A 26,300-nucleotide genomic window follows, 5' to 3' on the forward strand; every position below is an offset into this window, starting at 1 on the left:
TTTTGTGCACGTCGTCGCCCCAAAACCGCTGCACGCTTTTGGGCGACATGCACTAGTTAGGAACGAAACCGCCCGGCCGCCATATTCACGGCGGCAGGGCGTTCAAAAAAGACTTTTATGTCGCTCAGGCCTTGGCTGCTTTGAGCTCGTCGATCTTGGCGCAGAGGTTCTTCAGCACGAAATATTCTTCGGTGGAAACCTTGCCTTCGTTGACTTCCTGCGTCCACTTTTCGAGCGGAATCTTGATGCCGAATTCCTTGTCGATCGCAAAGACGATGTCGAGGAAATCGAGGCTGTCGATACCGAGGTCGTCGATCGTATGGCTCTCCGGCGTGATCGTCGCGCGGTCGATCTCGCTGGTTTCTGCAATAATGTCGGCAACTTTATCGAATGTAGCGGTCACGCGCTGTACCTCATGAAATGACGATTTAAACCTCCTCATAGGCAAATCCATTTCAAAAGCCAATGCTTTCGTCCCGGCGTTGCGGCAATTTGCCGGTTGGGTGTTGCCTAAACAGCAATGGAATGCCGGTCTTTGCCGTCCCCGGGACGGGCGCCGAGGCGCGCGGCGATGCCGCACCCGAAAGCCCGCCCAGCCGGAAGGCGAAAAAGCCGTCCGAATCAAACCCGCGAACGGCCCTCGCATCGCGGCAAACGCAACTTCCGGCAAAACCGGCGGGCGGGGATGCTTTGATCTAAATCAAACAGCGATCCCGGCGAAATTGATAATCCTCAAGGCGCGCTGGGGGCATGCGCGGGCATGGGCCATGCCGGACGCGCCAATCCTGCCGGCCATACGAAGATTTCAAAAGGGATCAGGACATGGATGTTGCACGCAGTGAGCTTTTCGAGACCAGCACTCCTGTCGCTTGCGCTTCCTGCCAGGCGCGGCACGGCGTCGTCTGCGGCGCCCTGTCGAGTGGTCAATTGAGAGAGCTCAACCGCCACTCTCTGCGCCGCAAGATCGAGGCCGGCTGCGAAATCATCGCCCAAGGGGCGGAAAGCTCTTTCTATTCGAACATCATGCGCGGGGTGGTGAAGCTCTGCAAGGTGATGCAGGACGGGCGCCAGCAGATCGTCGGGCTGCAATTCGCCCCCGATTTTGTCGGCAGACCTTTCGTGCGTGAAAGCACGCTATCGGCTGAGGCTGCGACCGACGCCGAAATCTGCGTCTTTCCCCGTAACCTGCTCGACCGCATGATATCCGAGACACCAGAGCTGCAGCGCAGCTTGCACGATCAGGCGCTGAAGGAGCTCGATGCCGCGCGCGAGTGGATGCTGACGCTCGGCCGGCGCACCGCAGGCGAGAAAGTCGCAAGCCTGCTTTACCTTATCGCCACACATGCCGAACCGCAGACCGCCACGAGCACCGCCTTCGATCTGCCGCTATCGCGCGCCGAGATCGCCGATTTCCTCGGGATGACGATCGAAACCGTCAGCCGCCAGATGACCAAGCTGCGCAAGCGGGGCGTCATTCACATCGAGAACTTTCGACATATCGTCGTCCCCGATATGGATGAGCTGCAGAGCATGACCAGCGCGTAAAAAAGGGATCAAATGCCGCATTCGGCTTTCCGGTCCGGGATCAGCGCGTGATTATGACACGGGTATTGGCAAGGCCGGCCTGTCGTGCCAGCGAGAAGAACTGGGCAGCATTGTCCGGATGTAAGCGAACGCAACCATGCGAGGCCGGCCGGCCCAGCCGCTTCAGGTCGAAGGTGGCGTGAACGGCGTAACCGCCGTTGAAAAACACGGCGAAGGGCATCGGCGCATTGTCGTATTTCCTGGAGCGGTGATCGCGCGACAGCCATTTGGCGCTCCACGAACCGGTCGGCGTGACATAGCCGTTGCGCGCGGTCGAAACCTTCCAGCGATATTTGACGAAGCCGTTCTCGGTAACGGTCATCGTCTGCTTGCCGATGCTGATATTGGCGACCAGCGTTGCGGCCTGAGCGGCAACCGGAGAAAACTGCAGCAATAAACTTGCGGCCGCAGCCGCCAAAATCGTCTTCATGATAACCCCTCTTCGGCCCGCGCAGCTTCATTGCGCCCTCACGGAAGAGAGACTACGGCAATACTTATTATATTGCTTTAATCCGAATGGTAATCACAACTCTAACGAGCCAAGGCGGGAGTTACCGGAGTAAGACACCGGCCTCTGCTTCACTGGAGCTTGCGCGCCGCCGAAGGCTGCTTGAGCTGTTGGTAGGCCTTGTTCATCTTCTCGCGGATCGAGGCCATTGTGCCGAGATTATGCCCGCAGGCCGCACAGGTGATGATGTCGGTCTCCCGGATCTCGGGACGTTCGAACTTCATCTTCGTGCTCTTGCACTTCGGGCACGGTAACTCAACCTGAACTGTCATCGCTCTGCTTCCGGTCTGATAAGATATGAGGCGGTTCGAATAAACCTTTGCGGCGGCCATGTCCACCGGGCGTGATGTACCCTAGAGAAAACACAAGAACAGCCCGAAGATGATGCCCGTAAGCACCATGCAGCTGGCATAGAACACCGAAACGCCGTCCTCGATATCGGCCGCAGTGGCCATATCGCGCCCGGGATTGTTGATCATCGGCTCGGCCACGATGACGCCGCCATAGACCCGAGGGCCGGCGAGTTGGACATTGAGCGCACCTGCCATTGCCGCTTCCGGCCGGCCGGAATTCGGCGAACGATGGAGGCCGCCGTCGCGCATCGCCACCCGAACCGCTTCTCGGCTGGCACTGGTGCCGCGCCTGATCCAGGCGCCGGCGGCGATCAGCAGGATCGAGAGGCGGGCGGCCGGCCAGTTGGCGACATCGTCGAGCCGGGCGGCCGCCCAGCCGAAATCGATGTATTTTTCCGACCTGTGGCCGATCATCGAATCCGCCGTGTTCAGCATCTTGTAGGCAAGCAGTCCCGGCAGGCCGAAGACGGCATACCAGAGCGCCGGCGCCACCACGCCATCGGAGAAATTCTCGGCAAGGCTTTCGATCGCCGCGCGGCAGACGGCAGGCTCGTCCAAAGTCTCGGGATCGCGCCCGACGATGCGGGAAACGGCGGCCCGCCCACCGGCAAGCCCTTCGTCGCGCAGCGCAATAGCGACGGCCGCGACGTGATCGGCAAGGCTCTTCTGCGCCAGGAAGATCGCCACCAGCCCGGTCTCCAGCAGGATGCCGGCAAGGCCGAAGAGCGCGAAGAACCGGTCGAACACCAAGCCTGCGGCCACTGCCAGAAGAAGCAGCGCCAGGATGGCGGCGACGCCGTTCATCCGGCGTTGCGAGCCTGTCAGGCTTGATGGGTTGAGCTGCTGGTCTGCATAGGAGATCACCGCACCGAAGATGGCGACGGGATGCGGCACCCGCGACCACAGCCATTGCGGATCGCCGAGGATCCGGTCGAGCAGCAGCGCCAGAAGCAGCACGAGAAGGTTTTCGTCGATCGTCATCGCTCAAATCTCTGAAGGGCTTCGATAAGCCGCCTATCGGCCGCCCCATCGGGCGTCAGCCCGAAACGCAGCCACTCCGGCGCATAATCGAACTTGCGGACGAGAATATGATGGCGGCAGAGATGCGTGTAAATGTCGCCGGCTCTCGCATCGGCGACAAGGGTAAACAGCGCCGTTCCCCCCGCCGTCCGCAATCCCGCTCCCATCAACGCCGCATGCAGGCCGGCGCAACGTTCATCGATACGGCTGCGGATCGGAGTAACATCCGCGCGCAGCAACGAACCTGCAATCGAAAGCGCCGGGCCGGAAACCGCCCAGGGGCCGAGCCAATCCTCGAAGCGCGCGAGAATATCGCTACGCGCAATCGCAAAGCCGAGCCGCAGGCCGGCAAGTCCGAAGAACTTGCCGAAGGAGCGGAAGATGATGAGGTTGGAAAGTTCTTGCACGCGAGCCGCCAGGCTCAGCGCCGGATCGGTATCCCCGAAAGCCTCATCGACGACGAGTAGCCCATTTGCCGCTTTCATCCTGTCGTGCAGTGCGACCAGCGTTTCCGTCGACCATATGCGCCCATCCGGATTGTTCGGATTGACCACAACCGCGAGCCGATGCTCGATCCCGATTGCGGCAACATTATCGACCGCGTCGACGGCAAAACCGGCCGAGGCGAAGGCGCGCGCATATTCCCCATAGGTCGGCGATACCACGGCAACCTTGTCGTCCATGGCGCCAACCGGCTTACCCGCCGCGATGAGGCGCGGCAGCAACTGGATCACCGATTGCGTGCCGGGCACCGGCAGCGGCAGGATCTCGCCGCTGCCATAATGATCGCGCGCCGCGCGCCTTGCCTCATCGACGAGATGCCGGTCCGGCAGCCGATGCCAGGCCCTTGCCGGAATGTCGGGCAAGGCGACAGGGCATGGATTGATGCCGGTGGAAAGATCGAGCCAGTCTTCCGGCCTGCCGCCGAAGGTGGCGGCAACGGCGGTGATGCCGCCGCCATGGGCGATCGGTGCGCTCATGCGGCAGCTCCGGCCAGATCGATCAGATGCATGTAGGAGCCCGCCACCTGGTCGCGCCGGAGGCCGGCAGCACCCAGATCGGTTCCGAGGGCATCCTGCGTTGCAAACAGCCGATTCCCCTCGCCCTCGGAGACGACGGTGGAATAGTGGAATTCATGCGCCGTCATCGTCCGCGCGAAAAAGGCGCCGTCGAGCGGCATGACGCGGCGATAGCCGAGATGGCGTTGCCGCTTGGCATAGCTGGTGACGACGGGCAGCAGGCCGAGCATTTCGTGGCGGCGCCCTTCCGCGTCAATCAGCCCGTCGCCGAGCACCATGTAGCCGCCGCACTCGCCGTAGATCCTGATGTCTCGTGCCGCCGCATCGAGCATGCCGGCGCGAAAATTCTGCGCCGCGGCCAGCCGCCCGGCATGCAGCTCGGGATAACCGCCCGGCAGATAAATCGCATCGGCATCGCCAGCCGGCGCCTCGTCGGCAAGCGGCGAGAAGAAGGAGATCGCAGCACCCCGGCGCCGCCAGCCGAGCAGCATGTGCTCATAAGAAAAGGCAAAGGCGACATCGCGTGCCACCGCGATACGGGCGCCCAGCGGCATCAGCCGCTCGATATTGGCGGCCGACGGCCGGTTGAGCCCCTGCCTGGCGATGCGCAGCAGGAATTCAAAATTGCATTCCTCGGAGACCGCATCCGCCGCGTGATCGATGAAATCTTCGAGGCTCGCATGTTCGCCGGCCTGGACGAGGCCGAGATGGCGCTCCGGCAGCGAAAGCGCCTTGTCGCTGCCGATCACGGCGATGACGGGCATGCGGATAGCCTCAAGCGCCTGGCGCAGCATCGCCTCGTGCCGTTCGCTGCCGACCTTGTTGAGGATGACGCCGGCAACGCGGACATCGGCGCGGAAACCGGCAAAACCGGCGACCAGCGGCGCCACCGACTGCGACATGCGCGAGGCATCGACGACGAGCACCACCGAAAGACCGAGCTGGGCGGCAAGATCGGCCGCCGTGCCCTTTCCGTCGGCCGCTCCGTCGAAAAGCCCCATCATTGCCTCGATGACGAGGATACGGTCGCCGGAGCGATGCAGGGCCGCATTGGCCGAGATCAGTTCAGGGCGCATTGCCCAAGGATCGAAATTCAGGCAGAGCGTGCCGCTTGCCGCCGCATGGAAGGCGGGGTCGATATAGTCAGGACCTGCCTTGCCGGGCGCGACCGCGATGCCGCGGCGGCGAAGCGCTCTGAGCAGCCCGAGCGTCACCGTCGTCTTGCCGGCGCCGGAGGAAGGGGCTGCGATCAGGAGGCCGCTCATGCCTGCACCTTGCCGGACCGGCGGAACGGATCGGGTTGCAGGCGCCGTCCGCCGAGCGCGCCGAGCCAATCGAGCGAGGCTCTGAGCCGCACCACCTCGCCGACGACGACCACCGCCGGCGGCTCCAGCCCGGAGGCGGCAACAGCCTCGGTCGCCTCTCCGAGCGTCGTTTCCAGCACCTGCTGCCGGCCGGTGGCGGCATTGCAGACGAAGGCGACGGGTTCCGACGGCAGCCGGCCGGCGGCGATGAGATTGGCGCTGATCTCGGCGATATGCTTCATCGCCATATACATGACGATGACGGGCGAGCCCCGGCCGATCGCCTCCCAGTCGATCCTGTCAGGCACGATACCGGAGGAATCATGGCCGGTGAGGAAGGTCACGGCATGGTTGATATCGCGATGTGTCACCGGAATGCCGGCATAGGCAAGCCCGCCGATGCCGGCGGTGACGCCGGGCACGATGCGGAAGGGAATATTGTGCTCGACCAGCGTCAACGCCTCCTCGCCGCCGCGGCCGAAGACGAAAGGATCGCCGCCCTTCAGCCGCAGCACGCGCTTGCCGGCGCGCGCCAGATCCACCAGCCGCAGCGAAATGTCGCGCTGTTTCGCGGAAGGCTTGCCGCCGCGTTTGCCGGCATATTCCACCAGCGTTTCCGGCCGCGCCAGTGCCAGGCATTCCTCGTTCACCAGCGCGTCGTGCACGATGACGTCGGCCTCGAAAAGCCCCTTGGCGGCAAGCAGCGTCAAAAGCCCGGGATCGCCGGGACCGGCGCCGACGAGCCAGACGCTGCCCGGCTCCAGCGCCGGAAGATGGGAGAATGCGGCATCGATCATCCTGTTGATCTAGGCCCCGCAAAGGGCAAGGTCAACGCCGCGCCCGTCACCTCACTGGAAGTTGCTGAGATTGCTATGACTCACTTCGCAAAGAGGCCGATTCGATTTCACAACAAACCCGCCCAACAATATGAATAGATTATAATATCATCACGAAGGCCAGCCGCGGCGCAGCCGGCCTTCCCGGCCGTCAGGCGGCAAGCAGCGTGTTGCGGATGAGGTCGATGACCTTCTCCGATTCGATGCCTGTGCAGACGATCTGGCTCGGCAGTCCGTCCCAGTCTCCATTAGGCGGAAAATGCCGGCCGTCCCGCTTGACGATCGTCTGGCCATCGGCGATGCCGCCACAGACGACGCGCACAGCACCCGATATCGACGAGAACAGCTCGGGCGCCACGACATAGACGCCGGCGCAGCTGTCATGCACCATCATGCCGTCTTCGACCGCGTGCTTATAAAAATCGATATAGGACTGCGAGAGCGCGTCGAGCTGCTTGAGAGCCTTATCACCCCTCGCCGCCATCTCGCCGAGATAGCTGCGGCTCATCGTGGTGATCGCGGTGACGTCGAGGCCGATGACGGCCACTTTCCACGGCGCGGTCATGACGATGTCGGCAGCCTCGGGATCACCGTGGATATTGGCCTCGGCGACCGGCGAGACATTGCCCGGCACATAGAAATTGCCGCCCATGATAACGACGTCCTTGACCAGCGTCGCAATCTCGGGGTCTTCCTTCAGCGCCAGCGCCAGGTTGGTCATCCGGCCGACGGCGACGAGGCGGACCTCACCCGGGTTGGCGCGCACCGTGTCGATAATGAAGCGGTGCGCCGGGCGCGCATCGAGCGGCAGGTCGATCGTTTCCGGCACGTCGATATCGCCGAGACCGTTGTCGCCATGCACCATGGCCGGCCACGGCCGCTCCGCACGCGAGGAATCGATGGTGACGCTGGCGCCCTTGGCAACCGGTGCCGCAATATTCCATTCGCGCTTGAGGAAGAGCGCATTGCGCGTCGTCGTCTCGACTGAAGCGTTGCCGAAGACCGTGGTAATGCCGAGAAGGTCGATCTCGGCATGACGGTGCAGAAAAAGAAGCGCCATGGCGTCGTCGACGCCAGGGTCGGTGTCATAGATGACCTTGTGCATGAGATATCCTCTAGATGTGAACCCGTGAAGCTGCCGGACGGCGCCGCGAATTGGCGCCACCATAACGTCGGCTAGGCTTTCTGCAACCCGCTGCGGGCAACTGCCGCCGTCGCATGCGCAGATTTGATCTTGGCGACGGCAAGCTCGGCATCCGGCCCAGCAGCCGCCAGCGCAGCTGCCTCGGCAACCCCATGGCAGCCGACGCGGGCAAAGACCTTCGCGGAGGGATTCTTGAGCCGCGGCGTCTCCTCTTCCAGCCGCGGCGCGTCGAAAAACACGGCGGGCACGGAAAAATGCGCGGCAACGGCAAGGATTGCCGGCTCATGTCTCCGGCTGTCGATCGAGGCAATGGCTGCGAGTTCCGCAGCAGCAATACCGGCTGCGTCGAGCGCTGCGATCGCAAGCGCCAGCATCTCGGCAGGTAGCGTCCCCCGCTCGCAACCGAGGCCGAGCACGTGGCGCCTCGCCCTATCGAAAGAGATATCGCTCATGGAAAACCGCCGAATGCGCCCTGCCCGTGTCCTCGCAGCCATTGCAGCTTGGTGCGGCAAATGCAACAAGGCCGTCCGAAATCCCTGCCTGGAATACCACCTTGCCCGATATCGCCTTCCATCTGCTTCTACTGCTCTGCATCGCTGCCTTTTTTGCCGGTTTCGTCGATTCCATTGCCGGCGGCGGCGGCCTCGTCACCGTTCCCGTCATGCTGATCGCCGGCATTCCGCCGCTCCAGACCCTCGGTACCAACAAGGTGCAGTCCCTCTTCGGCGCCGCCTCGGCCACGATCGCTTATGCTCGCAAGGGCCATGTGGAGCTGCGTGAGCAATTGCCGATGGCGCTGATGGCCATCATGGGCGGCGCATTCGGCGCCGCACTCGCCACGATCGTGCCCGGTGAGGTGCTGGAGGCGATCATGCCGGTGCTGCTGGTGGCGATCGCGATCTTCTTTGCCGTCAAGCCGAACCTCAACGACCTCGACAAACACCGTCTCATCACACCCTTCGCCTTTGGCTTGACGCTTGTCCCGGTCATCGGCCTCTATGACGGCGTCTTCGGCCCCGGCACCGGTTCCTTCTTCATGCTGGCCTTCGTCACACTCGCCGGCTTCGGCGTGCTGAAGGCGACGGCCCACACCAAGCTTCTCAATCTCGGATCGAATTTCGGCGCGCTCATCGTCTTCGCAAGCTTCGGCGCGATCCTCTGGAAGATCGGCCTGTTGATGGGCATCTGCCAGTTCCTCGGCGCGCAGCTGGGTTCCCGGCTGGCCATGCGCATCGGCGCAAAGCTCATCAAGCCGCTGCTCGTCTTCGTCTGCATCGCCCTTGCGGTGAAGCTGCTCGCCAACCCGGCAAATCCGCTGCGCATCTGGCTCGGCGCCTGACACGCACCCTCGACCATCTTCATTACCTCTGGCGTAATTGATACGGTACATCGCCTTCCGCATGATCGGGCTGCCTGGAATGACGGGCGATCAAGAGGAGATGACCTGATGAATGACGCCAACAACAACGCAGAGCGCTATCTCGCCGTCTGGAATGAGACGGATGCCGCTCGCCGCCGCGCCCTCATCGCCGAGAGCTGGAGCGAAGCCGCGACCTATATTGACCCACTGATGCGCGGTGAAGGCCATGAGCAGATCAATTCGCTGGTCGAGGCGGTGCAAAGCCGCTTCCCCGGTTTCCGCTTCGCCCTGATCGGCGCGGCCGACGGCTACGGCGATAACCTGCGCTTCTCCTGGGGGCTCGGCCCGGAAAATGGCGAAGCGCTGATCAAGGGCACAGATTTCGCCGAGCTCGAAGGCGGCAAGCTGAAATCCGTGCGCGGTTTCATAGATTTGCTGCCGGAAGCCGCCTGATGTCGCCGACCGCCCGCTCGCTTGGAGACCATCTGCGCGAATGGCGCCAGCGCCGCCGCATGAGTCAGCTCGACCTCGCGCTGGAGGCGGAGATCTCGCAGCGGCATCTGAGCTTCATCGAGAGCGGGCGCTCGACACCAAGCCGCGACATGCTGCTGCATCTTGCCGAACGGCTCGACGTGCCCCTTCGCGATCGAAACCCGCTGCTGCTCGCGGCGGGTTTCGCTCCTGTTTTTGCCGAACGCAAGCTGGATGATCCCGCACTGGAACCGGCCCGTCGCGCCATCGACATGGTGCTGAAAGGGCACGAGCCCTTCCCAGCAATCGCCATCGACCGCCACTGGACACTCATCGCAGCCAATGCGGCCATTGCGCCGTTGCTCTCAGGCGTTGCCGACCAGTCCTTGCTCTCGCCACCCGTCAACGTACTGCGCCTCAGCCTGCATCCACAAGGATTGGCGCCCCATGTCAAAAACCTCTCCGAATGGCGCGCCCACCTTATCAGCAGGCTGCGCCAACAGTTCTCGGCTTCGGGCGATCTAATGTTGGACAAGCTTTTGAAGGAGTTGCTATCCTATCCAGCGCCTAAAACTGCCGGCGAGGTCCATACCGACTATGCCGGCATCGCCGTTCCCCTTCAACTTTCGACCAAGGCCGGCCTGCTTTCCCTGATTTCGACAACGACGGTCTTCGGCACACCCGTCGACATCACGTTGTCGGAACTCGCGGTCGAATCTTTCTTTCCGGCGGATGAGGAATCGGCGGCCATCCTGCGCAGCCTCGCGCTCAGCTGACCGTCTCAGAACTCCACGCCGGGCTGGCCCTTGATGCCGGAGCGGAAGGGATGTTTGACGAGTTCCATCTCGGTCACCAGATCGGCGATCTCGATCAGTTCCTCCTTGGCGTTGCGCCCCGTCAGCACGACATGCGTCATCGCGGGCTTCTCGGTCTTCAGAAAGGCGACGACGTCGTTGATGTCGAGATAGTCGTAGCGCAGCGCGATGTTGATCTCGTCGAGCAGCACCATGGAATTGTTTTCGTCGCGGATCAGTTCCTTGGCCTTTTCCCAGGCGGCCGAGGCGGCCGCGACATCGCGGGCGCGGTCCTGCGTTTCCCAAGTGAAACCCTCGCCCATCGTGTGGAACTGGCAGAGATCGGAGAAATGCTTCTCGATCAGGTCGCGCTCGCCGGTCCACATCGCACCCTTGATGAACTGCACAACGGCCGAGGGCTTACCGTGGGCGATGTGGCGGAAGATCATGCCAAAGGCGGCCGACGATTTTCCCTTGCCCTTGCCGGTATGGACGATGATCAGGCCCTTGCCGTCGGTCTTAGTCGCCATGATCTTGTCGCGCGCCGCCTTCTTCTTCGCCATCTTCTCGGCGTGGCGCGCATCGTCCTTGCCGGTCCCGGCTTCTGCGATCTCGCTGTCAGGAGTCTCGTCACTCATTGGTTCACCTCATTCTGTTGTCTGGCGGCCAGGTCGAACTGGGCCGAATTGCTGCGCGGCGTCCAAAGACTGCGGTCGACGGCTTCGCGCAGCCGCTCCCTCATCTCGTCGAATGCAGCCGGGTTCTTCTCGATCATGAAATCGCGCACGGCGGGATCGGCGACGAAGGCCTGGTAGACCGCCTCGAAATGATGAGCGCCGACCGCCCCCGTCGTCGCCGAAAAGGCGAAGAGATAATCGACGGTGGCGGCAATCTCGGCCGCCCCCTTATAGCCGTGGCGCATGACGCCTGCGATCCATTTCGGATTGACGACACGTCCGCGCACGACGCGGCCGATCTCCTCCTCGAGCGAACGGATCACCGGCTTTTCCGGCCTGGAATGGTCGTTATGATAGATCGAAGGACGCGCGCCGGCGAGCTGTTCGGCCGCCGCCGCCATGCCGCCCTCGAACTGGTAGTAATCGTCGCTGTCGAGCAGGTCGTGCTCGCGATTGTCCTGGTTCTGAATGACGGCCTGCACCGAGCGCAGCCGCTCCTCGAACAGGCCGCGTTCGGCCTTGCCTTCCTCGCCGGCGCCATAGGCATAGCTGCCCCAGACGAGATAGGCTTCGGCGAGATCGGCGCGCAGCTCCCAGCCCTTTTCGTCGATCAGCGCCTGCAGGCCGGCGCCATAGGCACCAGGCTTCGAACCGAAGACCCTGTAGCCCGCCCGGCGCCTTGCCGAGACCTCGTCCAGACCGGCGGCGGCAAGCCTTGCGGCCTCGCCGCGCATGCGCGCTGCGATCGGATTGTCGGCCTCGTCCTCGTCAAGCGCGCCGACGGCGCGGATCGCCTTGTCGAATAGCGCGATCTGCTCGGGGAAGGCATCGCGGAAAAAGCCGGAGATGCGGAGCGTCACATCCACACGCGGCCGTCCGAGCATCGCCGGCGGGATGATCTCATAGCCGGTGACACGGCGCGAGCTCATGTCCCAGAGCGGCCTGACGCCGATCAGCGCCAAAGCCTGGGCGATGTCGTCACCGCCGGTGCGCATGTTCGACGTGCCCCAGGCCGTCAGCCCGAAGGAGACAGGCCATTCGCCGTGATCCTGCACATAGCGGCGCACCAGCAGTTCTGCGGACTTCTTGCCGAGCTCGTAGGCCGCCGGCGTCGGCACGGCGCGACTGTCGACCGAATAGAAATTGCGGCCGGTCGGCAGCACGTCGGGCCGCCCGCGCGTCGGCGCGCCGGAAGGCCCGGGCGCGACGAACCGGCCGTCGAGCCCTTTAAGCAGCCCGTCGATCTCGGCGGGGCCGCAGGCAAGGATGGAGGGCTTGAGGCGGGTGTCGATTTCGGAGAGTACCGATCTGGTTTGAGACCAGAGGGACGGGCAGTCCATCTCGCCGGAGACGAATTTTGCGGCCAGCAGTTCGATGCGCTCGACGGTGTCTCCATTGGTCCGCCAGGCGGCGTCGAGAATATCGGCGACGATTGCGGGCGTCGGGCGGGTCCAGGCAGTGGCCATGTCGCAATCGAGAGGGTCGAAGATAGAGGCACCCCGCACGACGCCGCTCAATCCAGCATCCGCCGCGATCGCCCGCTGCAGGCTCGCATCCCCGCCCTCACCCAGCCCGCGCGGGACCCGCGCCAGCGCCACGGTCAGATCGGTCAAGAGCCGCCCCTCGGGCGACACGCCGAACACATGCAGCCCGTCGCGGATCTGCATTTCCTTGAGGTCGCAGAGATAGGCGTCGAGCTTCTTCAGCGCCTCACCCTCGCTTTCGCCCTTCGTTATGCCGGCGTCGCGGTCGAGGCCGATATCGGCGACGAGATCGAGAATCTGCCGGCTGAGCAGGCGGATGCGGCGGGGATCGCCGCCGGAGGCCTCATAATATTCGTCGACCAGCGCTTCCAGGTCTTTCAGCGGCCCGTAACTCTCGGCCCGCGTCAAAGGCGGCGTCAGATGATCGATGATGACGGCAGCGCTGCGGCGCTTGGCCTGCGTGCCCTCGCCGGGATCGTTGACGATGAAGGGATAGAGATGCGGCAGCGGCCCGAGGATCGCCTCGGGATAGCAGCTTTCCGACAGCGCCAGCGCCTTGCCCGGCAACCATTCGAGATTGCCATGTTTGCCCATGTGGATGACGGCATGGGCAGCGAATTCGCGGCGCAGGAAAGCGTAGAAGGCGAGGTAGCCGTGCGGCGGCACGAGATCCGGCGAATGATAGCTCTCCTTCGGATCGATATTATAGCCGCGCGCCGGCTGGATACCGACGAGCACACCGCCGAACCGGGCAAACGGCAGAGCGAAAGCGCCCCCGCGAAAATACGGATCGTCTTCGGGATCGCCCCAACGGGCTCTCACCTCATCCTGAATCTGATTGGGAAGAGATTCCAGGAAGCCGTTGTAGAGACTCAGGGAAAGCGTCTCTCGGATGATCTTACCGTCATGACCGGAATTGGTCGGTCCCTCCATCAGATGGCGGATCAGCGCATCGCCGTCGGCCGGAATGTCGGCGACCGGATAACCCGCCGCCCGCATAGCCTTCAGCACTTCGATGGTGCCGGCCGGCGTATCGAGGCCGACGCCGTTGCCGAGCCGACCGTCGCGATTCGGATAATTCGCCATGACGAGCGCGATGCGCCGGTCGCCGGCGCAAGCCCTCCGCAGCCGCGCCCAGTTGGCGGCAAGCTCCGCCGTATAGCGCACCCGGCCGGCATCCGGTTCGCTGGCGACGATATTCGTCTCGACAGCCGCATCGTAACGCGCCGCCGTCTTGAAGGAGACAGCCCGCGCCAGCACCCGGCCGTCCACCTCTGGGAGCGCCACATTCATGCCGAGATCGCGCGCCGACAGGCCTTGCGAGGAAGCCGCCCACGCCTCCCTCGAAGAAGCCGACAGGATAGCCTGCAGTACGATCGCCTCATTCGCCTCCAGCACCGTTGGCTGCCGATCCGCACCCGGTGCCGAGACGGCAAAGCCAGTCGTGTTGATGACGACATCGGGCTTCAGTGCCGAAAACACGCTTTCGAGAATGCCTGTCGAAACGGGATCCTTGAGGCTATAGGCAAAGACCGGCAACGGCCGGAGGCCAAGTGCGACCAGCGCCTCGACCAGCGCCTCGATCGGCCCGGTTTCGCCGCTTTGGACGAGGGCGCGGTAGAAGCTGATAGCGACGACGGGGGAAGGTGTGGGTTCGATTCCCATCTTCTCCGTCGAGTTTGAGGTACCCCCCTCTGTCCTGCCGGGCAAAGAGGCAGCCACGCGCCAAGACTCCTCCGCAACAACCCGCCGCCACTCCTCAACCCCGATCAACCCTCGCCCCGGCCACCAGATGCCGGCCTTCATCAGTGGCACCGCCGGCGCCGGCTTCTCCATGCCTGCCAGCATCGCCCCGGCATAGTCGAGGAAGGCCCGCGCATTGGCATCGCCACCCTCGATCAGATAGGCCCACAGCGCATTGAGATCGTCGAGATCAACATTGGAGAAAGGGACGAGCCCGGCATCCGGCTTCGCATCACCCGGCAGCACTGCGATCAGCGCACCGGCGCGGGACGCTGCCGCATGCAGCGCTTCCAGCGCATAATGGAAATAGCTGGCGCCGCCGAGCGCCCGCACGACAATCAGCTTGGCATGCCGCGTCGTGCGCTCGACATAGGTATCGACCGACATCGGATGCTTGAGGCTCATCAGGCTGGCGAGCCGCAGCGAATGCTGCCCACCGCGGTCGCGGTGGGCGGCTGCGATCGCGGCAAGCTCGCTGTCGGCAGCCGACAGGAACAGGATCTCGCCCGGCGTCTGCCCGAGGTCGATCGCCTCCTCGCCGTCGCTGATCGTTCCCTGCTGGGCCAGAAGCAGATGCATTGGTTTATGCCAGCTCTTCGATTGCCGCCCTCACCGCGTCCTGATCCATCTCGTGCAGGCCGATGACGACGAGGCGCGTCGTGCGCTTTTCGCCTGGAGCCCAGGCGCGGTCGAAATAATGATCGATGCGGCTGCCGACGGCCTGGAGCTGCAGGCGCATCGGCTTGCCGGCGATATCGACGAAGCCCTTGAGGCGCAGCACGTCATGGGTTGATATGATCGTCTTCAGCTTCTCGACGAAGCCGGCGGGATCGGCAACGGGTCCGAGATCGACGACGAAGCTGTCGAACTCGTCGTGGTCGTGCGGCGCGCCGTCTTCATGCTCCAGCTCATGATGCGACTTGCGATTGGCGACATCGTCCTCGGTGCCGATACCAAGGCCGAGTAGGATGCCGGCCGAGACTTCGCCGTTCTTCGCCTCGATGATCGCGGGCTTGCGCACCGTGCGGGAGGCAACCTCGTCGCGCACCCTGATAAGACCTGCCGCGTCGATCAGGTCGGTCTTGTTGAGCACGATGAGATCGGCGCAGGTGAGCTGATCCTCGAACAGCTCCTCGATCGGGCTTTCGTGATCGAGCGATTCATCCTCGGCGCGGCGCGCATCGACGGCATCATGGTCGTCGGCGAACCGGCCGGCGGCAACGGCGGCGCTATCGACCACCGTGATGACGCCGTCGACGGTCACTTGCGTGCGGATATCGGGCCAGTTGAAAGCGGCGACCAGCGGCTGCGGCAGGGCGAGGCCCGAGGTTTCGATGACGATGTGGTCGGGCCGCTGTTCGCGCTCGAGCAGCTTCGTCATCGTCGGAATGAAATCGTCGGCGACAGTGCAGCAGATGCAACCATTGGTGAGTTCGATGATGTCGTCCTCGGTGCAATTCTCCGCGCCGCAGCCCTTCAGCACGTCACCGTCGACACCGAGATCGCCGAATTCGTTGATGATGAGCGCGATCTTCTTGCCGCCGGCATTGGTGAGCAGGTTGCGGATCATCGTGGTCTTGCCGGCGCCGAGGAAGCCGGTGATGACGGTTGCGGGAATTTTCTGCTGGTTCATGAACTTAACCCTTCATTTTCAGCGGCAGGCCTGCCGCGATGAAATAAACTTCGGCGGCCTTCGCCGCGATCGATTGGTGCAGCCGGCCGGCATGATCGCGGAAATCCCGCGCCATGCGATTGTCAGGCACGATGCCGAGGCCGACCTCGTTGGAAACGAAAACGAGCCGCGCCTTCGCGGCGGCCAGGAAATCGGCGAGCGCTGCAAATTCCGCCGCCATGTCGCGCTCCTCCATCATCAGATTGGTGACCCAGAGCGTCAGGCAGTCGATCAGCACGATGCGTCCCTCGCCGTCGATGGCGCCAAGCTTACCGACGAGATCGAGCGGCTCCTCATGCGTCGTCCAGGACGGACCGCGGTCGGCCTTGTGCTGAGTGATACGCGCCTGCATCTCCTCGTCCCAGGCCCGGCCGGTGGCAAGGTAGTGGCGGTCGAGGCCGGTCGCGGTGACGAGAGCTTCGGCGAAGCGGGATTTGCCGGAGCGCGCGCCGCCGAGGATGAAGATGGTGGTCATGCTCAGACGCTCCTCAGGGAGGGTGCGTAGCCGTGGCTTGTTCCGAGTGCACCTTTTTCGACTGCTGGGGGGACCGAGTATTCGACATAACCGGCCGAAAGCACTCCTCTTGCGGGGCTGCTTGGAGGCGTCGCGAGCGCCGCACCAGGCCGCGCTGAATTCAATCGTTCAGCCAAGACAACCTCCGTGCTGGCAACGGGCGTAGTGCCCAGGTGTGGGCTTCTGGCCCGGCACGTAATGGCAGGTCTCCTGGCTCGCGGTTATCGGCCGCGATCGGGGCAGACCGGAAACCGGTCGCCCTGATCGTGCCGGCGGATCATCCTCGCCTTCCCGGCTGCATTGGTGAAAAGGTGGACGATTCGTAGATTTAGAGGCGTCCGACCCCGGTTGATCACCATGCATCTCCAGTGGCTTTTCCGGCATATCGCCCATCCCGCCCGCTTGCATGATTGCAAGCCGCCGGCCGGAGGGGCTCGGTGCCGGATGGAAGACCCTGACCGCTCTACAGTCGCGGGGTCGGCTGTGATGAAGGCGCCCGGTTTGGGTCCGCCCCTTCACATTCCCTTTTCATCCGGAAGGGCGCAACACCGATCCGGAACCATCCGTTATGTCAGGATGGTCGGGCGACCATCCGTTGAGGGATGGTTAGGCAAGCCGGGGTGTGAAGTCAACCGGCCTTGACGGCCGGTCAGCTTCCGAGCAGATGGCCCAACCCTGTCAACACGACTTACTCTACCTAAAATATCGTCATTTATCAGAGGCTTACGTCATAAATATTTGTCCCGGGCGCCGGCTTTTCGCCGCAATTGCGTCGCAAGCGGACTGCGCGACCATCTCCGCCCTTGACCGGGCCTCTCCCCGCCTAGTTGTCTAGCCATGCTTATGAAATTGGATCGGCGCCGTTTCCGGGCGCTGCGTGTTTTCTTCGATCCGGGCCGCCTGCGGGCGCTGACCCGCCGCAGCGAGGTCGGCCTGTCACTGGCGGGCGCCGTCGTCGGCATCATCTCGGGTCTCGCCGTCACCGGTATGAGCTACGTCTCGAGCGAGCTGCATCAGCTGGTCTTCGGCATCGCCGATAGCGAGCGGCTGAGCTCATCCGAGATCGAGAACAAGATGCTGCTGCTCACCGCGCCCGTAATCGGCGGCGCTCTGCTCGGCCTGTTGCTCCTGGTGCTGGCGAAACGGCGCAAGAAGCCGATGGTCGACCCGATCGAAGCCAATGCGCTGCATGGCGGCCGTCTATCCTTGACCGACAGCATCATCGTTGCCGTCCAGAACCTGATCTCCAACGGGTTCGGCGCCTCGGTCGGACTGGAGGCCGGCTATACCCAGCTTGCCGCCGGCCTTGCCTCGAAATTCGGCCTGAAGCTGCAGCTTCGCCGCTCCGACCTGCGCATCCTCGTCGGCTGCGGCGCGGCGGGCGCCATCGCCGCCGCCTTCAACGCGCCGCTGACCGGCGCCTTCTATGCCTTCGAGCTGATCATCGGCACCTATACGATCGTGTCGCTGACACCCGTCGTCGTCTCAGCTCTCATTTCCACCCTTGTCGCAAGGCTGCTTGCCGATGGTGATTTCACCATCGATATCGGCAGCTTCGGCTCGGTCGTGCCGGCCGATTATATCCCGGCGCTGCTGCTCGGCGCCTTCTGCGCCGGCATCGGTATCCTGATCATGCAGGGCGTCTCCTTCGTCGAGGAACTGGCGCGCAAGAGTTCGATCGCCCCACCCTTCCGCCCGGCGCTCGGTGGCGTCATCGTCGGGCTCTTGGCGATGATCTCGCCGCAGGTGCTCTCGGCCGGCCACGGCGCGCTGCATCTCAACCTCTCCCGCGAGGTGGCGATCCCGACACTGATCGGTCTCTTCCTGTTGAAATCCCTGGCCTCGGCGATCTCGATCGGCTCCGGCTTCAGGGGCGGCCTGTTCTTCGCCTCGTTGTTCATGGGCGCCCTGCTCGGCAAGCTCTTTGCCTATTGCGGACCCTATTTCGCCGATGCGACGCTGACCCCCGTCATCTATGCCGTGGTCGGCATGAGCTCGCTTGCCGTCGCCGTTATCGGCGGACCGCTGACCATGACGTTCCTGGCGCTCGAAATCACCGGCGATTTCCCGATCACCGCGCTGGTGCTCGCCGCCGTCATCACCTCGTCCCTCGTCGTACGCTCGACCTTCGGCTATTCCTTCGCCACATGGCGTTTCCACCTGCGCGGCGAAAGCATCCGCAGCGCCCACGATGTCGGCTGGATTCGCAACCTGACGGTGGACAAGCTGATGCGCGCCGACGTCAAGACGGCAAAAGCGAGCATCTCCCTGGAAGAATTCAAGCAAGCCTTCCCGATCGGCTCGGTCCAACGCGTCGTCCTCGTCGAGGAGAGCGACAAATATGCGGGCCTCGTGCTGGTGCCGGAGATTTACGCCAATCCGACCGACGCACAGGACGAGGGCAAGACGCTTGCCGATTTCATCCACTACCGCAACGATTTCCTGCAGCCGCAGATGAATGCCAGGCAGGCGGCGGCGATCTTCGACAAGAGCGAAAGCGAAGCTCTCGCCGTCGTCAACAACCTGATCGAACGCAAGGTGATCGGCCAGCTCAGCGAAAGCTATACGCTACGCCGCTACAGCGAGGAACTCGACCGCCGCCGCCGCGAGGTCTCAGGCGAGATTTAAGCGTCGTCGCGCCGACCGGATCGTCGTTTCAGGATACCATGTCGGCGAGCTTGAACACGTTTACCGCTTTCGAAACCCCGCGCAATTCGAAAGATCCCAGACAGTCGTTGGCGACGGCACAGGTGACGGCGAAGCTTTCCGACATCAGAAGGTGATGTCCGAGCGTGCCGCAGAGTTTTTCAAGCCGCGAAGCCTCGTTGACGGCGCTGCCGATAACCGTGAAATCAAGCCTGCCGCGTGCGCCGATATTTCCGTAGAAGACCTCGCCGAGATGCAGCACGACATCGACGCCGATGTCAGGACCTCCATCATTCCTCCGCTGACCATTCAGCACCTTGTTGGCTTCTAGAATATTCCTTGCGGAAGCCAGTGCGGCCATGCAGGCCTTTTGCGGGTCTTCAGCATCTGTCGGAAAGATCGCCAGCACGCTATCGCCCATGAACTTGAGGATCTCGCCCAAATTTTCCTCGACATGCCAGCCGATCAGCTCGAAATGTTCATTCAGAAACCCGGCGATTTCGCCCGGCTGATAGATCTCGGTCAGCGCCGTGAAGTTTCTCAGGTCCGCAAGCAGGATTGCAGCATTGATCGCCCCTCCCTTTCCCCTCTGAATATCGCCTGCAAGGATGCGTGCACTTGTCTTGGCGCCTGTATAGACGGCAAGGATATCCGATGCGGTTTTCGATGCCGCAATGCGATAACAAGCCAGCCCCAGCGCTGGGAAGAGCTTCGCGACGATCGCCAGTTGATCATCAGAAAATCCGCCCGGCCTATCGCTTGTGAGAGACAGACTGACGCCACGCAGCGCAGCCTCCTTCGGGAATTCCAGCAGGCTGACCAGGTGATCCGTGCCGCCGGCATGCGCGAATTCTGCAAGCTGCGGGTAGTCATCGACACCCTCACCCTTGGCGATGTTCCATCGACCTGATGTTTCGCCGCGGCCCAAAAGAAAATAGATCGGCGTCTTCTCGAAATTCAGCACTGCCGCACTGCCATATTCGGCATTCTCGATCGTGGTCGCACCGCCACGGACGAAATTGGCCGAGACGCCGCCATACATGGGATGAATAGACGGCATCGAGATGCTTCCCCGCCAGATCGGAAAGCCATCCGCGATCAGCCGATCGCACAATCCGGCTATCAGCTCGCCAATATGCTCAGCTGTGATTCCATGTTCTATAAGCCACTGAATATGATTGTTAATTTCCGAACCTCCAAATGACCGACGCAGATTATGGTCGGAAATCGGGCAAATGGACGGCGATGACCACCGGGGTTGCCACATCAACCAATAGTCGAGTCAGGCAGATATTTCTAGCCGTGGTCTCCGGCAACGACAATCAGTCATTCGCCTGCCGACGAGGAGCTGTGAGAGTGCCGCAGAAGTGAAAGATGGTGCCGCAGCGCCTACCGATATCTCACATCCTGACTGTCATGCCGCCGTCCACCGTCAGTACGTGGCCGTTGACGAAGGAAGCGGCGGCGCTTGCCAGAAAAAGCGCCGCGCCGGCGATCTCGTCCGGCCGTCCCCAGCGCTGAACCGGTATACGCTGGCGCACAAAGGGCATCAATTCCTCGTTCGCAGCCATCGCCGCGTTCGTCTCGGTGGCAAACCAACCGGGCGCAATTGCGTTGCTGGTGATGCCGTGCGGGCCGAATTCGACCGCCATGCCGCGCATCAGGCCGGTCAATCCCTGCTTGGCTGCCGGATAGACGCAGTCACCGGGCATGACGACATGGCCGCTGATCGAGGTCACCGCGATCAGGCGGCCGTGATTGCGTCGCTTCATCAGCACGGCAGCATCCCGCGAAAGCGTCATCGCCGCCGCCAGATCGGTGCGCAGCAACTCCAAGATCGCATCATCGTCGAATTCGGCCAGCGGCCGTCGGTCGCGGGCGCCGACATTGTTGATCAAAATGTCGAGACGGCCATGGATCTTGTCAATATCGGCGATCACAGCACGCTGTGCCTCGCGGTCGGCGATATCGAATGCGACGGCCTCCGCCGTGCCGCCCGCAGCCCGGATGGTCCTGACGGCCTCTTCCAACGTCGCCGCCGTGCGTCCGTTGACGATGACATGCGCCCCGGCCTCAGCAAGGGCGCGCGCCATCTCGAAGCCCAGACCGCGGCCGCCGCCGGTCACCAGCGCCACCTGACCTGCCAATGAAAATCTATCCAATATGCTCATGGTTTTCGTCGCTCTCAAAGGGTCCGCCGCGACAATTAATGGACTCAGTCAACTAATTTGGCAAGAGCAGAACGGTGACACCGGATGGCAGTGTGACCGCCCCACCCGGGACACATCCTGGCCTAACCGAGCAGCCCGGCCAGCCAACGCGGATCGAGGTGACGTTCCAAATCTCCGGCGACCTCGTCGAGCGCCTGGTCGATACTCTCGCGGTAGTTCCGCCGCTCGCCCGAGAGCCCAAAGCTTTGAAGCAGCCGGGCGCGGTAGGCGTCGCTGCCGAACAGCCCGTGCAGATAGGTGCCCATGATCCGGCCGTCAGCCGAAAGCGCCCCGTCAGGCGTGCCGTCGATAATCGCCGAAGGCCGGTCGCAATCCGGGCCGCGGGTGATGCCGAGATGGATCTGGTAGCCGGCCAGCGGTGCGTCGTATTCGGTCGAGCGGGCATGGCTGTTGCGCACGGTTTTCTCCGGCGCCATCTCGGTCTCGACGTCGAGAAGCCCAAGCCCCGGCGTCTCGACCGTCCCGCCCTCGAGCCCAAGCGGATCGTGCACCGTCCGGCCGAGCATCTGGTAGCCGCCGCAAATGCCGATCACCCGGCCACCGCGCCTGACATGCGCCTGGAGATCGCGGTCCCAGCCTTGAGCCCTGAAGTCGGCGAGATCCGATATCGTCGATTTCGAGCCGGGAAGGACGACCAGGCCTGCATCGGCAGGCAGCCGTTCGCCTGATCGCACGAAGACCAGTTCGACATCCGGCTCGGTTCTCAGCGGGTCGAGATCGTCGAAATTGGCGATGCGCGGCAACACCGGCACGGCGATCTTCAGCGCACCAGCCTCCCCCCGCGCCAGACGTTCGAGCACGACAGAATCCTCGGCAGGCAGGCGCGAAGCACCCGGCAGCCACGGCACCACGCCGAAACACAGCCAGCCGGTAAAGCCTTCGATGGCGCGGATGCCGTCGTCAAACAGTGAGACGTCGCCGCGGAACTTGTTGATGATATAGCCCGCAATCATCGCCCGGTCGCCATCGTCGAGGATCGCATGCGTACCGACCAGCGAGGCGATAACGCCGCCGCGGTCGATATCGCCGACGAGCACGACGGGCACGCCGGCCCGCGTCGCAAAGCCCATATTGGCGATATCGCCGGCCCTGAGATTGATCTCGGCCGGCGACCCCGCACCCTCGACGATAACGAGGTCGGCGCCCGCAGCCACTTTTTCGAAACTCTCGAGCACGGCGCCGAGCAGCTGCGGCTTCAGTCGCTGGTAATCGCGCCCCTTCGCCTGTCCGAACACCCTGCCCTGCACGATGATCTGGCTGCCGTTTTCCGATTGCGGCTTGAGCAGCACCGGGTTCATGTGCACCGAGGATGGCGTGCGCGCCGCCAGCGACTGCAGCCACTGCGCCCGGCCGATCTCGCCGCCGTCATCGGCGACCGCTGCATTGTTCGACATGTTCTGCGGCTTGAACGGCCGGACGGCCAGACCGCGATTGGCCGCCAGCCGGCAAAGGCCGGCGACCAGCACCGTCTTGCCGACATCCGAGCCGGTTCCCTGCAGCATGATCGCTCTTGCCATGGTGGCTCGCATCCGTCTTCTGTTCAGCGAGGCCTACAATGGACGGCAATCCCGGGTCAAGATTTGGCCCGGGTCAAGCTCCGCCCGCAAACGCGAAAACCGCGCATGGCCTTGGCTCTGCGCGGTTTGCCGAAAACTCAGGCGTCTTCACCCTTACACGGCGAAGCTCGCTTTCTCCGGTACGCACTACCTGAACCAGAGAAGTGGCGGTCATTGCCGCCACGACCCAACTGATAACGGCACATTCTTACCGGAGAGTTATTGAAGGCTTACGCAAATGTTAATTTTGATCTTTTTTGACATCCTCGTCGAAATTTCTGCCGGAGATCCGCCGCCGATCGCGAACAGCGTGCATTTCGCCCGAGGGCGCCATTTTCGGGATGATGTCATAAATTCTTCGAATTCAATCATTTAGTCACGCAACCATGAGCAGAAGACGGTTGATTTCTCCGAGCGAACGCGTAGGCTTCATCCAAATACGCCATTGTTGAACATGGCCTGCGACGAGCTGCCGGAGCCGCAAGGACGGACGGTGCCGATGAACCGGAAAAGCCTGCACGGCATCGCCCGGCAGACATTTTCGCTTCGGGTGCCGGAGAGATTTGTCGGTGGATTTCAGAGCCTGCTGCGCGTCCGCCTGAGAAGAATTCGGGGAATGACGATGAAGACGTTTCTGATTCCGGCCGTCTTTGCCGCGGCTCTTTCCACCGTTGCGCCGGCCGAAGCCGCCGAATGCGGCAGCGTTTCGATCGCCGAAATGAAATGGGCTTCGGCAGGCATTGCCGCAAGCTTCGACAAGATCATCCTGGAAAACGGATATGGCTGCTCCGTCACCATCATCGACGGCGACACCCTGCCGACCTTCGCCTCGATGAATGAAAAAAGCACCCCCGACATTGCCTCGGAATACTGGATCAATTCGGTGAGGTCCCTGCTCGATCAGGCGGTCAACAGCGGCCGGCTGGTGCAGGGAGCCGAGATCCTGGCCGACGGTGCCGTCGAGGGCTGGTGGATCCCGAAATTCATCGCCGACGCCCACCCCGACATCCGCTCGGTCGAGGACGCGCTGAAACATCCTGAACTGTTTCCCGCCGAGGACGATCCGTCGAAGGGCGCAGTCTACAACTGCCCCGCCGACTGGAGTTGCCAGATATCCACCGCCAACCTGTTTAAGGCGCTTGCCGCCGATAAGAAGGGTTTCGAGCTCGTCGAAACCGGCAGCCCCGAGCGGCTCGACGCCTCGATTGCGCATGCCTTCGAAAACAAGGTCGGCTGGCTAGGCTATTACTGGGCGCCGACTGCCATCCTCGGCAAATACGACATGACGCGCCTGAGCTTCGGTGTCGGCCACAACAAAAACGAATGGGACCGCTGCACCGCCGTTGCCGGCTGCGCCAGACCTGAAGTCAATTCCTACCCGGTCTCACGCGCCTTCACGCTGATGACCAGGTCCTTCGCCAGCCGGGCGGGGCCTGTCGCGACCTATCTCAAGACCCGCAAATGGGACAATGAGACGATCAATCAGGTGCTTGCCTGGCAGGACGAAAACCGCGAAAGCAACGAGGATGCCGCGATCTATTTCCTTCGCAATTACGAGGGTCTGTGGACGAAATGGGTGCCGGCCGATGTAGCCGAGAAGGTCAAGGCAAGTTTATAACGGTAAGAACACCATTACCACGGGCGATTCGATGATTCCCTTTCCCGACCGCGATACCGTTGCGGAAAAGCTCGCCGCCCTGTCGGAGGCCGACAAGTCATACCTGGCGCTGCTCATGGAAAACGCTGCCCAGGACGACAATCTGCTCGACGGGCTGCGCCGCCATCTCGATCTTGCCGCCGGATCGCGTTTCCTGAACTCTTTGAGACTCGAAAGTCTTGGGATGTGGCTCGGGACTCAGGCGCCCGGCCGGTTGCAGATCCGGCTGACGGAAACCGCCCGCTCCAGCCAGCATCCCGCCTACCAGGCGTTCCGGACCGGCCTTAGCCGATCCGGCGGGCTGGAAAAGGTTTATCCCCCGGTCAACACTTGATTCCCCGGTCAGCACCTGATCTGGCGATCCCAGCAGCAATCTGAATAGTCGTTACTTCTTCGCGGCGCGGTCGACCGAGCGGCCGGCATCCTGGGTGGCGTTCACGGTGTTTGCCGTATCTTTCCCTATGCCGCGGATCGTGTTGCCGCAGGAGGAAAGGGCAAGAAGAACCATAAAAGCTGCGGCAATTTTGGCCGTTGTCGTCATCTCGGATATCCTTGTTTGAAATCAACCCCGAACGGCGACAAAATGCCGTCCGCGCCAATAACGCGCGACAAACCAAAAGGTTCACTGGCTGAAAGGCCCCTCAGGCGGCAACTGCCTTTGCCCGTTCGGCAAAGGCGCTGCGAATGCTGTCGGCCACCGTCTCGATCGGCCCCGACATCTGTGAGGCGGTCAGCAGACGGATATCGAAGGCGCCAAGTTCCGGCAGACCTTCATTCGGGCCGAGGAGCGCCATGTCCTCGTTGACATAGGAAAGCGGCAGCGGCGCGATGGCAAGATCGGAGAGCACGGCGGCGCGCTGCGCCATGGTATGGCCGCTGAGATAGGCGACGCGATAGGGCCGCTTGTTGCGTTCGAGCTGGGTCAGTGCCTCCTGGCGCCAGATGCAACCGTCCTCCCAGATCGAGATCGGCAGGGGATCGCGGCGATGGGCCGAACCACACCTGGCGCCGGCCCAGACCAGCCTCTCGCGGTAGACCACCTCGCCACCGGTCGGGAACGGCCGCGTCGCACAGTTGATCAACGCCAGGTCGAGCCGTTGCTCCTCCATGCGCTTCTTCAGCCCGATGCTCATGTCGATCGTCACGTCGACCATGATGCCGGGATAGCTCTCGGCGAAACTCTTCAGGATGCTCGGCAGCAGCCGTTCGCCGATATCTTCCGGCGCCCCGAGCCGCACGACGCCGCTGAGCTCCGGCATGATGAAGCGCGACACCGCCTCGTTCGACAGCGCCAGGATGTTGCGGGCGTAGGACAGCAACATCTCGCCGTGGCGCGTCAGGGATACCGAGCGGGCGTCGCGCAAAAATAGCGTCGCACCAAGCTGTTCCTCGAGCTTCTTGATTTGCATCGACACTGCCGATGGCGTGCGGAAGACCGCTTCCGCGGCGGTCGAAAAATTGCCTGTCTCGGCGATGGCCACGAAGGTCCGCAGCACATCGTTGTCAAGCAGCGGAATGGGACGGCGAAAGGGAATGCTCATCGTCACATCTTTCAATTTTTCTGATTTATAACCGCATATCATTTTGTTTGATTGAATGTCAATCGACCGGATATCTTCATTGTGGCAGCAATGATGCCAGCAAAGGAGGCCGGACATGACGCAATCAAGCACCTGGAATATCGTACAGGCCCTTTCCGCATTCAAGTCGCAGAGGCGCAGGGATGC

25 protein-coding genes and 1 riboswitch are annotated in these 26,300 nt (G+C 62.7%); of the genes, 7 read left to right on the plus strand and 18 right to left on the minus strand.

Annotated elements, in window-relative coordinates:
- Positions 1 to 124 precede the first annotated feature (124 nt).
- On the minus strand, positions 125 to 403 hold the full coding sequence (locus tag NE851_RS23070) for an acyl carrier protein (RefSeq protein ID WP_003540486.1): 279 nt from the start codon (positions 401 to 403) through the stop codon (positions 125 to 127).
- Positions 404 to 822: 419 nt separating this feature from the next.
- On the opposite strand from NE851_RS23070, the gene NE851_RS23075 reads away from it, so the two are divergent.
- Positions 823 to 1,545, plus strand: coding sequence for a Crp/Fnr family transcriptional regulator (locus NE851_RS23075; RefSeq protein ID WP_028756574.1), 723 nt, complete (start codon positions 823 to 825; stop codon positions 1,543 to 1,545).
- A gap of 40 nt (positions 1,546 to 1,585) precedes the next feature.
- Here the strand turns inward: NE851_RS23075 and NE851_RS23080 are convergent, their stop codons facing one another.
- From NE851_RS23080 to NE851_RS23115, 8 genes are all read right to left on the minus strand, one after another.
- Entirely contained in the window at positions 1,586 to 2,014 is a 429-nt protein-coding gene (locus NE851_RS23080) for a L,D-transpeptidase (protein WP_028756575.1), read from the minus strand.
- Between the two features lie 149 nt (positions 2,015 to 2,163).
- Positions 2,164 to 2,364, minus strand: coding sequence for an ECs_2282 family putative zinc-binding protein (locus NE851_RS23085; protein ID WP_028756576.1), 201 nt, complete (start codon positions 2,362 to 2,364; stop codon positions 2,164 to 2,166).
- Positions 2,365 to 2,445: 81 nt separating this feature from the next.
- Positions 2,446 to 3,426: an adenosylcobinamide-phosphate synthase CbiB gene (gene cbiB / locus NE851_RS23090; RefSeq protein WP_028756577.1), complete on the minus strand. Its 981-nt coding sequence runs from the start codon at positions 3,424 to 3,426 to the stop codon at positions 2,446 to 2,448.
- On the minus strand, positions 3,423 to 4,445 hold the full coding sequence (gene cobD, locus NE851_RS23095; protein WP_028756569.1) for a threonine-phosphate decarboxylase CobD: 1,023 nt from the start codon (positions 4,443 to 4,445) through the stop codon (positions 3,423 to 3,425). Before cobD ends, cbiB begins: the two co-directional genes overlap by 4 nt.
- Positions 4,442 to 5,749: a cobyrinic acid a,c-diamide synthase CobB gene (locus NE851_RS23100; RefSeq protein WP_028756568.1), complete on the minus strand. Its 1,308-nt coding sequence runs from the start codon at positions 5,747 to 5,749 to the stop codon at positions 4,442 to 4,444. The genes cobD and NE851_RS23100 overlap by 4 nt, the downstream gene beginning before the upstream one ends.
- Positions 5,746 to 6,585 carry a uroporphyrinogen-III C-methyltransferase gene (gene cobA, locus NE851_RS23105; protein WP_028756567.1) on the minus strand — a complete coding sequence of 280 codons (840 nt, stop codon included), beginning with the start codon at positions 6,583 to 6,585 and terminating at the stop codon, positions 5,746 to 5,748. Before cobA ends, NE851_RS23100 begins: the two co-directional genes overlap by 4 nt.
- 190 nt (positions 6,586 to 6,775) lie before the next feature.
- On the minus strand, positions 6,776 to 7,729 hold the full coding sequence (locus NE851_RS23110) for a nucleoside hydrolase (RefSeq protein WP_028756566.1): 954 nt from the start codon (positions 7,727 to 7,729) through the stop codon (positions 6,776 to 6,778).
- A gap of 71 nt (positions 7,730 to 7,800) precedes the next feature.
- Positions 7,801 to 8,220, minus strand: coding sequence for a cobalamin biosynthesis protein (locus NE851_RS23115; RefSeq protein ID WP_028756565.1), 420 nt, complete (start codon positions 8,218 to 8,220; stop codon positions 7,801 to 7,803).
- A 101-nt stretch (positions 8,221 to 8,321) separates the two neighbouring features.
- Here NE851_RS23115 and NE851_RS23120 point away from each other — a divergent pair, with 101 nt between their 5' ends.
- The 3 genes from NE851_RS23120 to NE851_RS23130 all read left to right on the plus strand — a co-directional run bounded on the left by NE851_RS23120 (position 8,322) and on the right by NE851_RS23130 (position 10,375).
- Positions 8,322 to 9,107: a TSUP family transporter gene (locus tag NE851_RS23120; RefSeq protein ID WP_028756564.1), complete on the plus strand. Its 786-nt coding sequence runs from the start codon at positions 8,322 to 8,324 to the stop codon at positions 9,105 to 9,107.
- Positions 9,108 to 9,215: 108 nt separating this feature from the next.
- Complete coding sequence (locus NE851_RS23125) at positions 9,216 to 9,581, plus strand: nuclear transport factor 2 family protein (protein ID WP_028756563.1); 366 nt, start codon at positions 9,216 to 9,218, stop codon at positions 9,579 to 9,581.
- Positions 9,581 to 10,375: a helix-turn-helix domain-containing protein gene (locus NE851_RS23130; protein ID WP_028756562.1), complete on the plus strand. Its 795-nt coding sequence runs from the start codon at positions 9,581 to 9,583 to the stop codon at positions 10,373 to 10,375. The genes NE851_RS23125 and NE851_RS23130 overlap by 1 nt, the downstream gene beginning before the upstream one ends.
- 5 nt (positions 10,376 to 10,380) lie before the next feature.
- Here the strand turns inward: NE851_RS23130 and cobO are convergent, their stop codons facing one another.
- Genes cobO through cobU form a run of 4 tightly spaced genes read right to left on the minus strand, consistent with a single transcriptional unit; the run spans position 10,381 to position 16,444 of the window.
- A complete protein-coding gene (gene cobO, locus NE851_RS23135; RefSeq protein WP_028756561.1) occupies positions 10,381 to 11,031 on the minus strand; it encodes a cob(I)yrinic acid a,c-diamide adenosyltransferase in 651 nt (216 codons plus the stop codon).
- Complete coding sequence (gene cobN / locus NE851_RS23140) at positions 11,028 to 14,876, minus strand: cobaltochelatase subunit CobN (RefSeq protein ID WP_097630995.1); 3,849 nt, start codon at positions 14,874 to 14,876, stop codon at positions 11,028 to 11,030. Before cobN ends, cobO begins: the two co-directional genes overlap by 4 nt.
- Positions 14,877 to 14,880: 4 nt before the next feature.
- The gene (cobW, locus tag NE851_RS23145; protein ID WP_028756559.1) at positions 14,881 to 15,930 is read right to left on the minus strand and encodes a cobalamin biosynthesis protein CobW; all 1,050 of its coding nucleotides are present in this window, start codon (positions 15,928 to 15,930) and stop codon (positions 14,881 to 14,883) included.
- Positions 15,931 to 15,934: 4 nt separating this feature from the next.
- Complete coding sequence (cobU, locus tag NE851_RS23150) at positions 15,935 to 16,444, minus strand: bifunctional adenosylcobinamide kinase/adenosylcobinamide-phosphate guanylyltransferase (protein ID WP_028756558.1); 510 nt, start codon at positions 16,442 to 16,444, stop codon at positions 15,935 to 15,937.
- Positions 16,445 to 16,666: 222 nt separating this feature from the next.
- Positions 16,667 to 17,062, minus strand: a riboswitch (cobalamin riboswitch).
- Positions 17,063 to 17,320: 258 nt separating this feature from the next.
- Between cobU and NE851_RS23155 the strand changes: the two genes are divergently transcribed.
- Positions 17,321 to 19,111: a chloride channel protein gene (locus NE851_RS23155; RefSeq protein ID WP_028756557.1), complete on the plus strand. Its 1,791-nt coding sequence runs from the start codon at positions 17,321 to 17,323 to the stop codon at positions 19,109 to 19,111.
- 28 nt (positions 19,112 to 19,139) lie between these two features.
- On the opposite strand, the gene NE851_RS23160 is transcribed toward NE851_RS23155, so the two are convergent.
- The 3 genes from NE851_RS23160 to NE851_RS23170 all read right to left on the minus strand — a co-directional run bounded on the left by NE851_RS23160 (position 19,140) and on the right by NE851_RS23170 (position 22,877).
- Positions 19,140 to 20,396 carry an adenylate/guanylate cyclase domain-containing protein gene (locus NE851_RS23160; RefSeq protein WP_049813410.1) on the minus strand — a complete coding sequence of 419 codons (1,257 nt, stop codon included), beginning with the start codon at positions 20,394 to 20,396 and terminating at the stop codon, positions 19,140 to 19,142.
- A 133-nt stretch (positions 20,397 to 20,529) separates the two neighbouring features.
- Positions 20,530 to 21,300, minus strand: coding sequence for an SDR family oxidoreductase (locus tag NE851_RS23165; protein WP_028756555.1), 771 nt, complete (start codon positions 21,298 to 21,300; stop codon positions 20,530 to 20,532).
- A gap of 122 nt (positions 21,301 to 21,422) precedes the next feature.
- Positions 21,423 to 22,877 carry a cobyric acid synthase gene (locus NE851_RS23170; protein ID WP_028756554.1) on the minus strand — a complete coding sequence of 485 codons (1,455 nt, stop codon included), beginning with the start codon at positions 22,875 to 22,877 and terminating at the stop codon, positions 21,423 to 21,425.
- Positions 22,878 to 23,532: 655 nt separating this feature from the next.
- On the opposite strand from NE851_RS23170, the gene NE851_RS23175 reads away from it, so the two are divergent.
- Both NE851_RS23175 and NE851_RS23180 read left to right on the plus strand, forming a co-directional pair.
- Positions 23,533 to 24,534 carry a glycine betaine ABC transporter substrate-binding protein gene (locus NE851_RS23175; protein WP_028756553.1) on the plus strand — a complete coding sequence of 334 codons (1,002 nt, stop codon included), beginning with the start codon at positions 23,533 to 23,535 and terminating at the stop codon, positions 24,532 to 24,534.
- Positions 24,535 to 24,565: 31 nt separating this feature from the next.
- A complete protein-coding gene (locus NE851_RS23180; RefSeq protein WP_049813409.1) occupies positions 24,566 to 24,907 on the plus strand; it encodes a hypothetical protein in 342 nt (113 codons plus the stop codon).
- Positions 24,908 to 24,958: 51 nt separating this feature from the next.
- Here the strand turns inward: NE851_RS23180 and NE851_RS23185 are convergent, their stop codons facing one another.
- Together NE851_RS23185 and NE851_RS23190 are read right to left on the minus strand one after the other, a co-directional pair.
- The gene (locus tag NE851_RS23185; RefSeq protein ID WP_003560194.1) at positions 24,959 to 25,114 is read right to left on the minus strand and encodes an entericidin domain-containing protein; all 156 of its coding nucleotides are present in this window, start codon (positions 25,112 to 25,114) and stop codon (positions 24,959 to 24,961) included.
- 100 nt (positions 25,115 to 25,214) lie between these two features.
- Complete coding sequence (locus NE851_RS23190; protein ID WP_028756551.1) at positions 25,215 to 26,156, minus strand: LysR family transcriptional regulator; 942 nt, start codon at positions 26,154 to 26,156, stop codon at positions 25,215 to 25,217.
- Between the last annotated feature and the right edge of the window lie 144 nt (positions 26,157 to 26,300).

The sequence above is a fragment of the Rhizobium anhuiense bv. trifolii genome (assembly GCF_024346605.1).
GTDB lineage: Bacteria > Pseudomonadota > Alphaproteobacteria > Rhizobiales > Rhizobiaceae > Rhizobium > Rhizobium anhuiense.

What these genes read in the sequence shown, in the direction of transcription:
- NE851_RS23075 (WP_028756574.1), top strand. Translation starts at nt 823, where the DNA reads ATGGATGTTGCACGCAGTGAGCTTTTCGAGACCAGCACTCCTGTCGCT.
- NE851_RS23080 (WP_028756575.1), bottom strand. Translation starts at nt 2,014, where the DNA reads ATGAAGACGATTTTGGCGGCTGCGGCCGCAAGTTTATTGCTGCAGTTT.
- NE851_RS23085 (WP_028756576.1), bottom strand. Translation starts at nt 2,364, where the DNA reads ATGACAGTTCAGGTTGAGTTACCGTGCCCGAAGTGCAAGAGCACGAAG.
- cbiB (WP_028756577.1), bottom strand. Translation starts at nt 3,426, where the DNA reads ATGACGATCGACGAAAACCTTCTCGTGCTGCTTCTGGCGCTGCTGCTC.
- cobD (WP_028756569.1), bottom strand. Translation starts at nt 4,445, where the DNA reads ATGAGCGCACCGATCGCCCATGGCGGCGGCATCACCGCCGTTGCCGCC.
- NE851_RS23100 (WP_028756568.1), bottom strand. Translation starts at nt 5,749, where the DNA reads ATGAGCGGCCTCCTGATCGCAGCCCCTTCCTCCGGCGCCGGCAAGACG.
- cobA (WP_028756567.1), bottom strand. Translation starts at nt 6,585, where the DNA reads ATGATCGATGCCGCATTCTCCCATCTTCCGGCGCTGGAGCCGGGCAGC.
- NE851_RS23110 (WP_028756566.1), bottom strand. Translation starts at nt 7,729, where the DNA reads ATGCACAAGGTCATCTATGACACCGACCCTGGCGTCGACGACGCCATG.
- NE851_RS23115 (WP_028756565.1), bottom strand. Translation starts at nt 8,220, where the DNA reads ATGAGCGATATCTCTTTCGATAGGGCGAGGCGCCACGTGCTCGGCCTC.
- NE851_RS23125 (WP_028756563.1), top strand. Translation starts at nt 9,216, where the DNA reads ATGAATGACGCCAACAACAACGCAGAGCGCTATCTCGCCGTCTGGAAT.
- NE851_RS23130 (WP_028756562.1), top strand. Translation starts at nt 9,581, where the DNA reads ATGTCGCCGACCGCCCGCTCGCTTGGAGACCATCTGCGCGAATGGCGC.
- cobO (WP_028756561.1), bottom strand. Translation starts at nt 11,031, where the DNA reads ATGAGTGACGAGACTCCTGACAGCGAGATCGCAGAAGCCGGGACCGGC.
- cobN (WP_097630995.1), bottom strand. Translation starts at nt 14,876, where the DNA reads ATGCATCTGCTTCTGGCCCAGCAGGGAACGATCAGCGACGGCGAGGAG.
- cobW (WP_028756559.1), bottom strand. Translation starts at nt 15,930, where the DNA reads ATGAACCAGCAGAAAATTCCCGCAACCGTCATCACCGGCTTCCTCGGC.
- cobU (WP_028756558.1), bottom strand. Translation starts at nt 16,444, where the DNA reads ATGACCACCATCTTCATCCTCGGCGGCGCGCGCTCCGGCAAATCCCGC.
- NE851_RS23155 (WP_028756557.1), top strand. Translation starts at nt 17,321, where the DNA reads ATGCTTATGAAATTGGATCGGCGCCGTTTCCGGGCGCTGCGTGTTTTC.
- NE851_RS23160 (WP_049813410.1), bottom strand. Translation starts at nt 20,396, where the DNA reads ATGTGGCAACCCCGGTGGTCATCGCCGTCCATTTGCCCGATTTCCGAC.
- NE851_RS23165 (WP_028756555.1), bottom strand. Translation starts at nt 21,300, where the DNA reads ATGAGCATATTGGATAGATTTTCATTGGCAGGTCAGGTGGCGCTGGTG.
- NE851_RS23170 (WP_028756554.1), bottom strand. Translation starts at nt 22,877, where the DNA reads ATGGCAAGAGCGATCATGCTGCAGGGAACCGGCTCGGATGTCGGCAAG.
- NE851_RS23175 (WP_028756553.1), top strand. Translation starts at nt 23,533, where the DNA reads ATGACGATGAAGACGTTTCTGATTCCGGCCGTCTTTGCCGCGGCTCTT.
- NE851_RS23180 (WP_049813409.1), top strand. Translation starts at nt 24,566, where the DNA reads ATGATTCCCTTTCCCGACCGCGATACCGTTGCGGAAAAGCTCGCCGCC.
- NE851_RS23185 (WP_003560194.1), bottom strand. Translation starts at nt 25,114, where the DNA reads ATGACGACAACGGCCAAAATTGCCGCAGCTTTTATGGTTCTTCTTGCC.
- NE851_RS23190 (WP_028756551.1), bottom strand. Translation starts at nt 26,156, where the DNA reads ATGATATGCGGTTATAAATCAGAAAAATTGAAAGATGTGACGATGAGC.